This is a genomic window from Streptomyces nitrosporeus (assembly GCF_008704555.1).
In the GTDB taxonomy this organism is placed as follows: Bacteria; Actinomycetota; Actinomycetes; order Streptomycetales; family Streptomycetaceae; genus Streptomyces; species Streptomyces nitrosporeus.
The window spans coordinates 581858-595429 of record NZ_CP023702.1; the positions used below are offsets into that span (position 1 = coordinate 581858).

The 13572-nt window shown below is 71.3% G+C and carries 12 protein-coding genes; 7 read left to right on the plus strand and 5 right to left on the minus strand.

The window, feature by feature from the left end; genetic code table 11:
- Positions 1-225: 225 nt before the first annotated feature.
- From CP967_RS02625 to CP967_RS02640, 4 genes are all read right to left on the minus strand, one after another.
- Positions 226-1728: a DUF6801 domain-containing protein gene (locus tag CP967_RS02625; protein ID WP_150486361.1), complete on the minus strand. Its 1503-nt coding sequence runs from the start codon at positions 1726-1728 to the stop codon at positions 226-228.
- Between the two features lie 290 nt (positions 1729-2018).
- Complete coding sequence (locus CP967_RS02630; RefSeq protein ID WP_150486362.1) at positions 2019-2678, minus strand: hypothetical protein; 660 nt, start codon at positions 2676-2678, stop codon at positions 2019-2021.
- Between the two features lie 309 nt (positions 2679-2987).
- Positions 2988-3656 carry a hypothetical protein gene (locus tag CP967_RS02635; protein ID WP_150486363.1) on the minus strand — a complete coding sequence of 223 codons (669 nt, stop codon included), beginning with the start codon at positions 3654-3656 and terminating at the stop codon, positions 2988-2990.
- On the minus strand, positions 3653-4585 hold the full coding sequence (locus CP967_RS02640) for a hypothetical protein (RefSeq protein WP_150486364.1): 933 nt from the start codon (positions 4583-4585) through the stop codon (positions 3653-3655). The genes CP967_RS02635 and CP967_RS02640 overlap by 4 nt, the downstream gene beginning before the upstream one ends.
- An 875-nt stretch (positions 4586-5460) precedes the next feature.
- Between CP967_RS02640 and CP967_RS02645 the strand changes: the two genes are divergently transcribed.
- The 5 genes from CP967_RS02645 to CP967_RS33835 all read left to right on the plus strand — a co-directional run bounded on the left by CP967_RS02645 (position 5461) and on the right by CP967_RS33835 (position 9204).
- Positions 5461-6678: a PucR-like N-terminal domain-containing protein gene (locus tag CP967_RS02645; protein ID WP_150486365.1), complete on the plus strand. Its 1218-nt coding sequence runs from the start codon at positions 5461-5463 to the stop codon at positions 6676-6678.
- A gap of 200 nt (positions 6679-6878) precedes the next feature.
- On the plus strand, positions 6879-7142 hold the full coding sequence (locus tag CP967_RS02650) for a hypothetical protein (RefSeq protein WP_150486366.1): 264 nt from the start codon (positions 6879-6881) through the stop codon (positions 7140-7142).
- Positions 7143-7210: 68 nt separating this feature from the next.
- Positions 7211-7684: an SCP2 sterol-binding domain-containing protein gene (locus tag CP967_RS02655; RefSeq protein WP_150486367.1), complete on the plus strand. Its 474-nt coding sequence runs from the start codon at positions 7211-7213 to the stop codon at positions 7682-7684.
- A 4-nt stretch (positions 7685-7688) separates the two neighbouring features.
- On the plus strand, positions 7689-8903 hold the full coding sequence (locus CP967_RS02660) for an acyl-CoA dehydrogenase family protein (protein WP_150486368.1): 1215 nt from the start codon (positions 7689-7691) through the stop codon (positions 8901-8903).
- Positions 8904-9030: 127 nt separating this feature from the next.
- Positions 9031-9204 (plus strand): hypothetical protein, encoded by a 174-nt coding sequence (locus CP967_RS33835; protein WP_167535315.1) that lies wholly within the window; start codon positions 9031-9033, stop codon positions 9202-9204.
- A 37-nt stretch (positions 9205-9241) separates the two neighbouring features.
- Here the strand turns inward: CP967_RS33835 and CP967_RS02665 are convergent, their stop codons facing one another.
- Complete coding sequence (locus tag CP967_RS02665; RefSeq protein ID WP_229888602.1) at positions 9242-10465, minus strand: cytochrome P450; 1224 nt, start codon at positions 10463-10465, stop codon at positions 9242-9244.
- Positions 10466-10553: 88 nt separating this feature from the next.
- Between CP967_RS02665 and CP967_RS02670 the strand changes: the two genes are divergently transcribed.
- Together CP967_RS02670 and CP967_RS02675 are read left to right on the plus strand one after the other, a co-directional pair.
- Entirely contained in the window at positions 10554-11411 is an 858-nt protein-coding gene (locus tag CP967_RS02670; protein ID WP_150486370.1) for an ATP-grasp domain-containing protein, read from the plus strand.
- A 55-nt stretch (positions 11412-11466) separates the two neighbouring features.
- The gene (locus CP967_RS02675; protein ID WP_150486371.1) at positions 11467-13542 is read left to right on the plus strand and encodes an MDR family MFS transporter; all 2076 of its coding nucleotides are present in this window, start codon (positions 11467-11469) and stop codon (positions 13540-13542) included.
- Positions 13543-13572 lie beyond the last annotated feature (30 nt).

Here is a 13572-nt window from a genome sequence, read left to right on the forward strand (position 1 = left end):
ATACCGGGAGGCTCGGTCTTTTGTGATCGGGTGAGCATGCGACGGCCGGGGGTTGTCTCTTGTTGAGCAGAAACGCTCTCCTCGCCGGCGGATCGGCGGGCAGCCTTTGTCATCGCGCGAGGAGGGGCGGCGCGGTCCGAGGGACTGTTCTGCTCGGAAAAGGCGGAACCGGCCGGTGCCCCCGCGTTCCGTGGGGAACGGGGGCACCGGCCGGTCCGGGGGGTTTCAGCGCTCCGGTGTGGGCTTCTTCGCCGGGCAGTCCGGGCTGGTGGTGTCGGCGATGACGCACAGCGGCGCCTGCGTCATCTTGATGTAGTTCCCTCCGCCGGAGACGGAGGAGGTGAGCAGGGAGGACACGTCCTCGCCGACGCCGCAGCCGGTGAAGGCCGGTATGTAGGTCTCGCCGTCCATGCTCCCGCCCCGGTTGACGGTGTAGCCCGAGGGCGGGTTGCCCGTGCCGAAGGCGTTGAGGGTCTGCTTGATCGGCTTGACGGTACGGCAGTCGGGTCCCACGTCGAGGGGGACGCCGTTGATCTCGACGTCGCTGATCCTCATCTCGAACTCGGCCGTGACGGTCGTGTACTCGGGCATGGTGGGGTCACTGGTGACGCTGACGGACTCGATCCGGGCGGGCGGGCCGACCTGGATCAGTTCCATGGTCGCCGTGGTCGGCATGAAGCCGTAGGTGAGGAAGGTGGCCTTCGCCGGGGGGAGCTGCCGGCGTCCCTCGTACTCGAAGTCGGCTTCGCTCTTGACCTTGAAGGTGCTCGTGCACGGGTCGGGGATGTACTCCTTCATGAGGGTGACCTTGAGGAGGGCCGGGCCGAGCCGGGCCGCCCCGCGCATCTTCTCCGCGTTGGCGTAGCCCGCCACGTAGGTCTCGGCGGGAGAGGGGAGCGGGATCGGGGGGAACGGGCAGGGCTCGGGGGCTTCGTCGAGCGCCTTCGCCTCACGGCGCGCGGCCTCCAGCTTCTCCCTGGTACCGGGTGGCAGTTTCCCCTCGATCACCGGCGCGCCGGGCTCGGCCCGTCCGGGATCGGACGGTGCCGCGGGCTCCGTGGGTTCCACCGGGGCCGCCGGGTCCGCCGGGCTCACCGGCTCCGCGCCCTCTCCGCCGCGGATGACGACGGTGGCCAGAGCGGTGTCCGTGCCGTCCGCCGGTGTGCACGCGGCCTCGATCACCCCGGGTTCCGTGGCGGCCCCGTCCGCCCGGAGGGGCTGGAGGGAGAACTTCAGGTCCCCCGCCGACAGGGTGGCGGGCCCGGCCGACGGGAACGTCGCGGTGGGGACGGGGCCCGAGACCTCGATCGCCACCTCCTCCTCGCCGGTGATGTCCTGGGCGGGTGCCGACAGCCCGGACCAGTCGGCCGTGGCGGTCTCCTCCCCCTGGGAGTGCAGCACCGTCAGGTCCGCGCGCGCGGAGACCGAACCGGCCCCGAGAGCGGCGAGTTCCGCGACGACGGGACTGGGCAGATCCAGGCCGACGGCTATGTCCTGCGGCTCCAGCGGCCGGCCCGCGGGCCCGCCCGCCGGGATGCGGCCCGTGAGCACGGCGGTCATCGCGTAGGTGCCGGAGGGGAACTGGCAGGTGTAGTCGACCGGGGCCTCCAGCTCCCGTGTCTGCGCCTGTGATCCCGCGGCCGGCAGGAAGGTCGCGGCGGCGATCAGCAGACCGCCCGCGGCGAATCTGGAGGAGTGACGCGTCGTCCGACGCATTCGGGCTGCCATGGTTTCCTGCCCTTCGGGTGAGGTGGGGTACGGGGCAGCGACGGGCCGCCCGCTCCGCGGTGCGCGCCGACCGGCCTACTCGGCGGTACGGTACGCGCGGCCCCGCCTCTTGGGAAGCAGCCGGGGCGCGCCGTACCGTCTCCCGGCGCGCGGGTGTGCGGCGGTTGCCAGATGGTGGCAACTCCCCGGCGGGGCCCTGCCGGTCACCGCGCACCGGGGATGACGGACGGCCCGGCCGCAGAGCGGGCCGGGCCGTCCGCGGCGGGTGGGATCAGCCACCCGCCCCGGAATCAGCTGTACTTGACGACCGGGGAGCCTCCGGCGGCGCTGACCACGGTGTAGTCGCCCTTGAAGGTCGCCGTCGCTCCGACGATGCCGCAGCCGGGGCCGGTCTTGCCGCTGATGGTGAGCAGCAGCGGGCTGGTGGCGGCGGGGGCGACGGCGAGCGTCCCGTTGGAGCCGCCGGCGGACGGGTTGTTGTACTTGGCGTTGACCGATCCGGTCACGTTGAAGGTGCAGGCGCCCAGCACGCTGGAACCGCTGACCGTGGCCTTGATGGCGCTGATGTTGCCGGTGGCCACACCCGTTCCGTTGGTTCCGCCCGTGGCGTACGAGGTGGCGTTGAGCGCCCAGGGCATGGTCGTGCTGATCGTCCAGGTGCTGCTGAAGGGGCCGGTGCAGGGCGCGTTGAACGCCGCCGCGGTGATCGAGGCGATCTGCGGTCCCGCCGTGGGCGAGGTGGGTATGTTGCCCGAGGCGGATGCCGTGGTGCACTTGATCGCGTTACCGATGTTGTCGGTGAGGGTCGTCACTCCGGCCGTCGCGCTGAAGTTGCCGGTGGGGGTGACGGTCCAGACCGCCGAGGGGCCGGCCATCGCCGAGGGGGCCGCCAGGGCCACGGCCGCCGCCGCCGCACCGACCGCGGTCACGATGCTGGTTCGCTTGAGCATGGAACTTCTCCTGTCCCGTTGGGGATTGGCCGGGCGGCTGCCTCCGTCAGGAGCGCGGCACGATCCGGCGCGGGCTTTTACGGGGAAGTGCACCCTCTCGTCGGACGAGAGGGAATCAAATGGGAGCGGAATTCGCCTGCCGGTTCACCGCATGACTCGCCGGTATCGGACGGGCGGGAATGAGCGTCGAACTCCGGCGCCGTTCCGGCTTCTCGGATCACATTCGCTACCAACCAGTACTGTAAGGCGCTGCGGCGATTCCGAGAAGGGGATGGGAATGGTTTTTCTTTTTCTTTCCGTTGGACGGGATCACTCCACGCCGACGACGGGTGATTCGCCGGCGACGAGGACTCCGAAGGTTCCCCGGAGGGTGAAGGCCGGGCCGATGGGCCCGCAGCCGGGCCCGGTCCTGCCGCTCGTGACCAGCTGCTGGGCCGCTCCGGCCGCCCCGAGGACGAGGGTTCCGTCCTGGCCCGAGGGCCCGGGGTTGTTGTAGGCGAAGTCCGATGTGCCGCTGAGGGAGAAGGAGCACGCGCCCAGGAGCCCGGTGTACCGGGCCCGGATCAGGACGGGTCCGGCGCTGCCCGTGGTGACGCCCGTGCCGTGGGTCCCGCCGTCCGGGTCGTGCGCCTGGGCCCCCAGCGTCCAGGGCATGGTGGCGGTGACCTGGAGGGTCCCCGCGAAGGCCCCCGTGCACAGGGGGAACGAGACCGAGGTGAGCCGGACGAGCGGGTCGGACGAGAAGGTGCCGCCCACGGTCGTGCCGGCGCACTGGAACTGGCCGCCGTTGCTGTCGGTGAACTGCGTGGGGGCCGTGGCCGTGAACGGCCCCGCCGGGTCCACGCTCCAGCCGTCCTCGGTCCCCGGGACGGCCGCGGCCGTCCCGGGGAGGACCGAGAGGGCCAGGGCCGAGGCGACGGCGAGCCCCCACCGGCGGAGCCCGCGCTCACCGCGCCCGCGGGCGGGGGCCGCGCTCACCGGACCGCGGAGTGCCAGAAGCGTGACAGCGCCTTGCCCTCGTCCGGAGCCAGGGACGCGGGGGCGTAGGGGCTCGCGAAGTAGGTCGAGGCGTCGTTCAGCACGACGTTGTTGTTCCCCGAGGCGGAGGGCAGGCCGGTCTTGAGGTTGACCGCCCAGTTCAGCAGTCCGGCACCGCAGCCGCTGGCGCCCGGCACGGCGAACGCGGTGTCCGCCTGGTCGGCGCCGGCGAAGGTGTAGCGGCCCATCTCGCCCGAGTCGTCGGGGGTCCCGTCGCCCGCGAACTGCTGGAGCGAGAGCGAGGGCGCCGTCACGTTCTTCGGCTTGAGCAGGATGGGGTCGGCGGTGGTGCCGAGGTAGCACTTGTCGCCGAGCAGCGGGTTCTTCAGGTGGACGCGCACCGGCAGGGTCAGGATCGGCACATCGGTGGTGAAGGCCGCGCCCATGTTGAAGTCGCGGGGGGCCCCGGCCGGTTCGATGGTGGCGGTGATCCGGTTGAGGTCCGCGTTGGTGATCGAGGCGCAGACAGCCGAGACCACGGGGATGTTGCTGGGGCACATCAGCCCCAGCAGGCCGCCGGGCACGGTCGCCGAGTCGGCGACCAGCGCGCCCTCGGCGGGCGCGACCAGACTCGTGGTGCCGTCGCTCCGCTGGAGCACACCGAGCTGGAGGTCGGTGCTGCCGGTGACCACCTCGGTGTTCCCCAGCTTGATGGAGCCGCCGGCCGAGCTCGACGCGATACAGGTCGCGACGGTCTCCACGCCGTCCGCCGCGAGCATGGCCGGCGCGTCCACCGGGCAGCGGTCGAACGGAGCCCAGTGACCGTTCAGCTGGGTCGCCGCCGTCGCCGTACCGGTGGAGAAGAGCGCGCCGAAGGCAGTGAGGGCCGCCAGCGTGCCCACACGCTTTCTGGTCGAAACGGATCTCATGTCGTCCCCTTCTCGGGCGCCGCCGTGAAAAGGCGGCTCCGGTGCACGGAATTTTGGGTCCATCGACACGTCGGGGCGCGGAGGATGGCATGCGCTGACGGCCCGATGTATGCAGTGCATTGCGGATGGTGCCGAACGGCTGAGGGCTGTCACGTAATCCGTGGTGGATCAGCGTGCGGCGTCAGACGCGGTGCATCGCAAGGCGGAGGGGCGTCCGCATACTGGATGTATGCGAACGTTCCGACAACGCCGCGAGGTGCCGTGACTTTCGCCGCACACCCGCCAGGGATTACGGGACAGTCCTTAATCTACGGGCTCGTAATTCGGGAGGATTTCCGGTCCGAATTGGATGAGCCGTGATGTTACTCGCGGGAAACACGGCGACACAATCCCGTCGTCCTAAGATCTTTTCGGCCGGAGTTTTTTGATCCACAGGTGAGCAGTGGCGGGGCCGGTCTTGTCACGGAGTGCGCATCCGGGGCGGCTGCGGCGGGCCGGATGCCGGACACCTCCACCGGATGTGCCAAACCCTGGCGGCACGCGCTCCTCGGCCGGAATGTCGCGGAGCATGCCGTTACCCGAGGTCACCTTCGGTGCCGCCAGGCTGCCGGCCGGCTGCCGCCCGTCCACCGCCCGCCCGCCGCACGGCCGAAAACATTGTCCTGAAGTGAGCATTCCCGTCCCACCTGCACGAAAGCCCCACAGCGAGGCCGAGTCGTGTGCCCCCTGCACTTCGATCTTGTCCAAGTAGTGGGCACCGCGCCTGACTTGGTCTATCTTCGGCGCCGTTGTCGGGACGCACCTGTCGGTCCGTGGGAGCGCTGCCCCCCACTGCTTCACCCACCCACCGGGCACCGGAGAGCAAGGGGACAGCCATGCCGAGACTCATCCAGCCGCTGGACACCGGAGACCCACTGGGGCCCCTCCCCCAGGAGTTCGCCGCCATCATGCGGCCCGAACTGCCGAGCCTGATCAAGGAGATCGGCATGGAGGTCACGCGCGCCTATCCCGAGTACGCGCGCCTGCTGAACGGCCCCAACGGCACGTCCATCCGCCTGGGGGTGGAACAGAGCCTCTCCTCGTTCGTGGACCTGGTCGCCGAGCCCACGACGTCCACGACGTTACGGGACGACATGTGCCGGAGGTTCGGCCGCTTCGAGGCGTACGAGGGGCGCACCATGGAGACCCTCCAGGGCGCCTACCGCCTCGGCGCCCGGGTCGCCCTGCGCCGCGCGAAGAAGGTGGGGCGGAGCTACAACTTCTCGCCCGCCCTGATGCTGAGCTTCGCGGACGCCCTGTTCGAGTACGTGGACGAGCTGGAGTCGCTGTCCCGCGAGGGATACCTGGAGGTGCAGGCCCAGTCCGACCAGCAGAGCGCGGCGATGCGCCGCAGGCTGCTGCACCTCATCCTGGCGGGCAGACCGGTGCCCGGCACCGCCATCGCCGAACTCTGCGAGCAGACCGGGTGGGCGCTGCCGGAGGAGGTCACCCTGGTCGCCGTACGCGCGCCCGCGGGGGTGGATCCCGCCGGCCTCCCCCATGACGCGCTGGTGGACCTCGGGGACCCGCAGCCCCATCTGCTCGTCCCCGGTCCGGTGGACGAGGAGAGGCGGGAACAGCTCAACCGCGCGCTGACCGGGACCAGGGCCGTGATCGGCCTGACCGTGCCGACCGCCGACGCGGCAGATTCGATCCGCTGGGCCCGGCGGGTGGTCGAACTCGTGGACGCGGGAGTGGTGGAGGACCTTCCGGTCGTGCTGTGCGAGGACCACCTCACCACCCTCTGGCTCCTCACCGACCCCGCGCTCCTGGACCAGATAGCCGCCCGGGAGCTCGCCCCGGTCACCGGAATCAGCGCCGGCCGCCGCGAACGGCTGCTGGAGACCCTGCGCGTCTGGCTGGAGACACGTGGCACCGCCGCGCAGATGGGCGAGGTCCTCGACGTCCACCCGCAGACGGTCCGGTACCGGATGCGCGGCCTGGAATCCATCTTCGGAAGCAGACTGTCCGACCCGGAGGGGCGGTTCGCGACGGAAGCGGTCCTGCGGGCCCTGCGTCTCCGGTCCCGGACCGGCCGCCCGCATTCCGGCTGACGCCTGCTCACACATCGGCCGACCAGTCAACTTACCCCCTGGTAAAACGAAATAACCGGTCAGTCCCAAACGGTTGCGACACGGAGACACGTCCGGGGAGAAACCCGGACCTGCGTCCCGTAGACAGGGAGGGAGCAGGCGGCCCACCCGGCCGCCTCGGAGTACCGCCTCCTGGCCAACCATCCGAGAGGGAACCACCCATGACCGCCCCGCACCTCCTCGTCCCCGTACCGATCCCCGACCGGGTCGCCGCCCTGATCGGCTCCTGCACCCCGCCGCACGTCCTGCGCGCGGAGTTCGAGGCCGTGTGTGCCGCACGCGAGGTCCGCAGGTTCCGGGGCCCTCTGCTCTGCGTCGAGGACCGCGCCGACCGCGAGCAGGCGCTGTCGGACCTGGCCCGGGCCAACAAGGTCCTGGCCGCCCACCATCCCGCGCTGCCGGTACGCCCGGGCGGCCCCTGCTGACCTTGCGCCCCGCGGGCACCCCCCTTACCTTACTCAGAAGTAAGTTTACTTTCGGGTAAGGAGTTGGCGTGTCCGAGAACAGCAACGGCGGTCTCACCGGCGAACTGGCCGCACTCGACTTCGGCGCGGTCTCACCGCAGGAGTTCGCCCGCATCGTCAAGGGGCTGTCGGCCGGACAGCTCGCCGAGGTCATGCGCGGTGAACTGCGCGTCCGCGTCCTGGGCGAGGTCTTCGGCCGGATGCGCCAGCAGTTCCGTCCCGAGGCGGCGGGCCGGCTGGACGCGCTGATCCGCTGGAAGATCACCGGCGAGAGCGACCTGGTCTACGAGACGGCCATAGCCGACGGCACCTGCACGGTGACCGGGGGCCGCTCCGCCGCCGAGCCCCGGACGACGCTGGTGATGGCCGACGCGGACTTCCTCAGGCTGGTCTCCGGCAACGGCAACCCGGTGACGATGTTCATGACGCGCAGACTCAAGGTGGCCGGAGACGTCGGCCTGGCCTCGGGGCTCACCCGCTACTTCGACATCCCGAAGGCCTGAGGCCATGAGCTACTTCTCCCTCGCCCTGACCGAGGAGCAGCAGGATCTGCGCGACTGGGTGCACGGCTTCGCCGCCCAGGTCGTCCGCCCGGCGGCGGCCGAGTGGGACGCCCGCGAGGAGACCCCCTGGCCGGTCATCCAGGAGGCGGCCCGGATCGGCCTCTACGGTTTCGAGTCACTGGCCGACATGTACGGCGATCCCAGCGGGCTCTCCCTCCAGATCGCCAACGAGGAGCTGTTCTGGGGCGACGCCGGTATCGGCATGGCCCTGTTCGGCACCTCGCTCGCGGTCGCCGGCATCTTCGCCTCCGGGACCCCCGACCAGCTCGCCGAGTGGGTCCCGCAGTGCTACGGCGACGCGGACGACCCGAAGGTCGCGGCCTTCTGCGTCTCCGAGCCGCAGGCCGGGTCCGACGTCTCCGCGATGACGACGAGGGCCCGCCACGACGAGGCCAAGGACGAGTGGGTGCTCTCCGGCCAGAAGGCGTGGATCACCAACGGCGGGATCGCCGGGGTCCATGTGGTGGTCGCCTCCGTCGACCCGTCCCTCGGTGCTCGCGGCCAGGCCGCGTTCATCGTCCCGCCGGGTACGGCGGGCCTGACGGCGGGCCGTACCGTCAGGAAACTGGGCCTGCGCGCCTCCCACACGGCGGACGTCTTCCTGGACGACGTCCGCGTGCCGGGCCACTGCCTGCTCGGCGGGAAGGAGAAGCTGGACGCCCGCCTCGCCCGCAACCGCGAGGGCACGGGTGCGGGACGCCAGGCGGCGATGGCCACCTTCGAGGTCAGCCGCCCCACGGTCGGCGCCCAGGCACTGGGCATCGCCCGCGCCGCGTACGAGTACGCGCTGGAGTACGCCGGTGAGCGCGAGGCCTTCGGCCGGCCGGTCATCGAGAACCAGTCGATCGCCTTCGCCCTGGCCGATCTCCGTACCGAGATCGAAGCGGTACGCCTGCTGATCTGGCAGGCCGCCTGGATGGCCCGCAACGGCCGCGCCTTCGACGCGGGCCAGGGTTCCATGTCCAAGCTCCGTGCGGGCGAACTGGCCGTCGCGGCGACGGAGAAGGCCGTCCAGATCCTCGGCGGCGCGGGTTACAGCAGGGAGCACCCGGTGGAGCGGATGTACCGCGACGCCAAGATCTACACCATCTTCGAGGGCACCAGCGAGATCCAGCGTCTGGTCATCGCCCGCGCGATCTCGGGCCGTCACATCCGCTGAGCCCGGCCGCACACGGACCGTCCGCCCCGGCACACGCTGCCCGCCGAAGCGGTCCGTGTGCGGGCCCGGTTTCCCCGCCCGCACACGGGAGAGACGCTTTTCGGCCCGCCCCCCGTAGAATCGGCCCATGCCCATACCTCCCGCCGAGCCGGCGCCTGCCCGCTCGCTCACCGAGCTGAACGCGGCGATCCGTGCGCTCGTGCACGGCGGCCTGGGCTCTCCCGAGGCCCGCCGGGAGTACGAACGGCTCCTCGTGGAGTGGGCGGCGGCGGTCCAGGCGGATGTGAGCGACGCGGCCTGACCGGCGCCGGACCACGGCCGCCCCGTGCCCCCGGTGTTCAGCCGTTCACCGGGGTGAAGCGGACCGGGAGCGCGGCCGGGCCGCGGGTGAAGACGCCCTGTTCCACCGGGACGAATCCGTCGGCGAGCCGCAGGCCGGGCATCGCGTCGAGGAGCTGGTTCACGCCGGCGACGACCTCGGCGCGGGCCAGCAGCGCGCCGACGCAGAAGTGCCGGCCGAGCGCGAACGCCAGGTGGTCGGCCGCTGCGGAGAAGGCGTTGGCGGTGGTCAGGTCCGTGCGGAAGATGTCGAAGCGGTCCGGGTCGGCGTAGCGTTCCTCGTCGCGGCCCGCCGAACCGATCAGGCAGGTGACGGTGGCCCCCGCCGGGACGGTGCCTCCGGTCAGTTCCACCGGGTTCGCGGTCTGCCGCATGATCATGTGGACGGGCGGGGTGTAGCGCAGGGTCTCCGCGAAGGCCCGTTCGATCAGGGACCGGTCCTCGCGGACGGCGGCGAGCTGGGCGGGGTGGGCGAGCAGGTTGGCGAAGAGCGAGGCGAGGGCCTTGTCGGTGGTCTCCCCGCCGGCCGCGAGCAGCAGGCTGCAGAAGGCCTTGACGTCCTCGTCGCTCATCGTCACACCGTCGACCTCGGCGGCGCAGAGCACGGAGAGCAGGTCGTCGCCGGGGGACTCCCGGCGCCGGCGGATGACCGGGATCATGTACTCGGCGAACTCCCGCCGGGTCCGCTCCCCCGCCGCGGCGACGGCCGGGTCGCCCGCGAGGTTGCCGAGGAAGGCGATGACGCTGGTGTACCAGCCGTGGAAGCGCCGGTGGTCCGCCCGGTCCAGCCCCAGCATGTCGGCGATGACCAGGACGGGGAAACGGGTCGCGAAGTCCTCGACCAGGTCGGCCTCGCCGGTGTGGCGGAAGGCGTCGACGAGCTCACGGGCGTTGCGTTCGATGACCGGCAGGAACCTCTCCTGCAGGCCGGCACCGCGGAAGGCGGGGGCGACCAGGGCCCGGCGCACGGAGTGCTCCCGGCCGCCGAGCTGGAGGATGGTCCTGCCGTGGACGGGTTCGAGCTGCCAGTCGTAGTTCTCGGTGGTGAACTCCTGCGCCTTGTCCCTGAAGACCCTCTCGATGTCCTCGTACCGGGAGACGAGGTAGCTCCCGGTCGCCTCGTGGCGGATCAGCGGCGCGTCCCTGCGCATGGTCCGGTAGGCCCGGTAGGGGTCGGCGGCGAAGGCGGGCGAGAGAATGTCGGGCGGCGGTGCCTGGGACACGTGGGACTCCTGTGAGAGGGGGACGCGAACGGGCAGCGTCCCCGAGCCTATTGATCCGCGGCACTGTCCCGCATCCCCCTGGGAGTACATGGTGAACGCCCTGTCCGGTGCCCCGCGCACCTCCGTTCTCTTCGTCACCGACCTCGCCTACCAGGCGCGGGGCCGCCGCTACTGCGACGAGGACGTCTTCCTGACCTCCAGGCTGCGGGAGGCGTTCGACGTGGCGCTCTGCCACCCGAAGGACGCGGCGGCGCTGCTGGACGGATTCGACGCCGTGGTCGTACGCAACAGCGGTCCGGTGCTGTACTACCCGGAGGCCTACGCCGCGTTCCGCAACCGCGCGCGCGAGGTGGGGGCCAGGGTCTACAACAGTCTGGACGGCGGCGGCGACATGGCCGGCAAGCAGTACCTGGTCGATCTGACCCGCGCCGGCTGCCCCGTGATACCCACCGTGGACCGCGTCGCCGACCTGGGGCTGCTGCCCGGGGCCGCCGAGTACGTGGTCAAGCCGAAGCTGGGCGCCGACTCGGCCGGGCTGCGGTTCGTCCGTGAGGCGGAGCTGGCCGGGGCGTTCGCGGACGGCGGGGACGGCGAGGGCGCGCTGCTGGTCCAGCCCCGGATCGGCTTCCGGTACGAGGTGTCCTTCTACTTCGTCGACCAGGACTTCCAGTACGCCCTGTACGCCCCGGACCCGGAGCGGCGCTGGGTGCTGGAGCCGTACACCGCGAGCGGGGCGGACCTGGACTTCGCCCGGCGGTTCGTGGCGTGGAACAGTCTCAGCCGCGGTATCCAGCGGGTGGACGCCTGCCGGACCGCCGGGGGCGGGCTGCTGCTGGTCGAGCTGGAGGACCTCAATCCGTACCTCTCCCTGGACCTGCTGCCCACCGGTGTCAGGGACGCGTTCGTGGCCCGGATGATCACCGCCGTGCGGGAGCTGACGGCCTGACCCGTCCGGCTGTCATCCGCATGCGCCACCCGGGTGCCGGTGTGAGGGTGCAAGCGTGACGACTGCCAGCGAGACCGCCCCCGCCCCGCGGAGTGCCGCCGCGCCCCCCGTGCTCGATCCCCGGCGCAGGAACATCGTTTTCGCGACCATCGTGCTCGGGATCCTGCTGGCCGCGCTGGACCAGACGATCGTGGGGACGGCCCTCCCGACGATCGTGTCGGACCTCGGCGGCGCGGAGCACATGTCGTGGGTCGTGACGGCCTATCTGCTGGCGGAGACCGTGGCGACGGTGCTGGTCGGCAAGTTCGGTGACCTCTTCGGCCGGAAGCTGGTCTTCCAGATCTCCGCGGTCGTCTTCATCGTCGGCTCGTTCCTGTGCGGTCTCGCCTCGAACATGCTGCTGCTGATCATCTGGCGGGGGGTGCAGGGCATCGGCGCGGGCGGTCTCATGGTGACGTCGATGGCGCTGATCGCCGATGTGATCCCGCTGCGCGACCGGGGCAAGTACCAGGGGGCGATCGGGGCGGTGTTCGGGGTGGCGACGGTGGTCGGGCCGCTGCTCGGCGGGCTGTTCACGGACCATCTGTCCTGGCGCTGGGCGTTCTACGTCAATGTGCCGATCGCGATCGTGGTGGTGATCGCGGCGGCCCGCACCATTCCCTCGGTCCGGGCGGCGGGGCGGCCCGTCATCGACTACCTGGGCATCGCGCTGGTCGCGGTGGGGGCGAGCGCGCTGATCCTGGGGACGAGCTGGGGCGGCAACGAGTACGCCTGGGGCTCGCCGGTCATCCTCGGGCTGTTCGCGGGCGGTGTGGTGGCGCTGGCGCTGTTCTGCCTGGTGGAGCTGCGGGCGAAGGAGCCCATGCTGCCGATGCGGCTGTTCCGCAACCCGGTGTTCTCGGTGTGCTCGATCCTGAGCTTCATCGTCGGTTTCGCGATGCTCGGCGCGATGATCTATCTGCCGACGTACCTCCAGTACGTGGACGGGGACTCGGCGACGCTGTCGGGGGTGCGGACGCTGCCGCTGGTCCTGGGCCTGCTGGTCGCGTCGGTCTTCAGCGGCAACGTGGTCAGCAAGACCGGCCGCTACCGGATCTTCCCGGTCATCGGCACGCTGGTGATGGCGGCGGGGCTGTTCCTGCTGTCGCGGATGGGCCCGGACAGCGGGGTGTGGCTGGAGTCGCTGTACATGCTGGTGCTCGGTGCCGGCATCGGGCTGTCGATGCAGGTGCTGACGATCGCCGTGCAGAACACCGTGGACTACGCGGACCTGGGGACGGCGACCTCGGGCGTCACCTTCTTCCGGACCCTGGGCAGCTCCTTCGGCACGGCGGTGTTCGGCACGATCTACGCCAACGCCCTCCGGCCCAATCTCACCCAGGGCGTCGAACAGGCGGCCAGGGCCGGGGGCGATCCCGCGGCACTGGCCCGGGCCGCCGAGAGCCCGCAGGCCGTGCACGCGCTGCCCGCCGGGCAGACCGCGCCGCTGGCGCAGGCCTACGCCGACACACTGCACACGGTCTTCCTGTGGACGGTGCCGGTGGCGCTGCTCGGCTTCGTCGTCTCGCTGTTCCTGAAGCAGGTCAAGCTCCGTGACACGGCGCGGGCGAGCTCCACCGACATGGGCGAGGGCTTCGCGCAGCCGGGCCCCGGGGACTCGGAACGGCTGCTGGAGACCTCGGTCGCCCGGATCCTGAGGGACGCCGGTCCCGGCACGGCTCGGCGCATCGTCGCGGACTCCGACACCCGCCTCGACATGGCGGGGGCCTGGGCGGTGATGCAGGTGGACCTGTTCACGCGGATGGTCGGCCATGCGGGGCTCACCCTGATCGCGACCCGCCACCGGCTTCCGCCGGAGGTGCTGGTGCCGGTCTTCGACCGGATGATCGAGGAGGGCTACCTCACCGGGGACGGGCACCTGTTCACCCATACGGCGGCGGGCAGGCGTGAGGCGGCGACGATCTCGGCCGCCTGGGGCCGCTGGCTCAACGAGCGGCTCGCAGAGGACGGGGCCCGGCCCGACGACCGGCGGCTCCGGGCCGCCGTCGACGTGATCGCCAAGCGGCTCCTCGCGGAGGACCTGGCCGAGGAGCCGGCCCCGTCGGACACCCGGGTCACCGTCCCGGTCTGACGCCGCCGCGGTGGCCGCCCGGTGCCGGCC

Coding starts and splice junctions, on each gene's coding strand:
- CP967_RS02640 (WP_150486364.1), bottom strand. CDS start 4,585: ATGAGATCCGTTTCGACCAGAAAGCGTGTGGGCACGCTGGCGGCCCTC.
- CP967_RS02630 (WP_150486362.1), bottom strand. CDS start 2,678: ATGCTCAAGCGAACCAGCATCGTGACCGCGGTCGGTGCGGCGGCGGCG.
- CP967_RS02645 (WP_150486365.1), top strand. CDS start 5,461: ATGCCGAGACTCATCCAGCCGCTGGACACCGGAGACCCACTGGGGCCC.
- CP967_RS02660 (WP_150486368.1), top strand. CDS start 7,689: ATGAGCTACTTCTCCCTCGCCCTGACCGAGGAGCAGCAGGATCTGCGC.
- CP967_RS33835 (WP_167535315.1), top strand. CDS start 9,031: ATGCCCATACCTCCCGCCGAGCCGGCGCCTGCCCGCTCGCTCACCGAG.
- CP967_RS02650 (WP_150486366.1), top strand. CDS start 6,879: ATGACCGCCCCGCACCTCCTCGTCCCCGTACCGATCCCCGACCGGGTC.
- CP967_RS02625 (WP_150486361.1), bottom strand. CDS start 1,728: ATGGCAGCCCGAATGCGTCGGACGACGCGTCACTCCTCCAGATTCGCC.
- CP967_RS02670 (WP_150486370.1), top strand. CDS start 10,554: ATGGTGAACGCCCTGTCCGGTGCCCCGCGCACCTCCGTTCTCTTCGTC.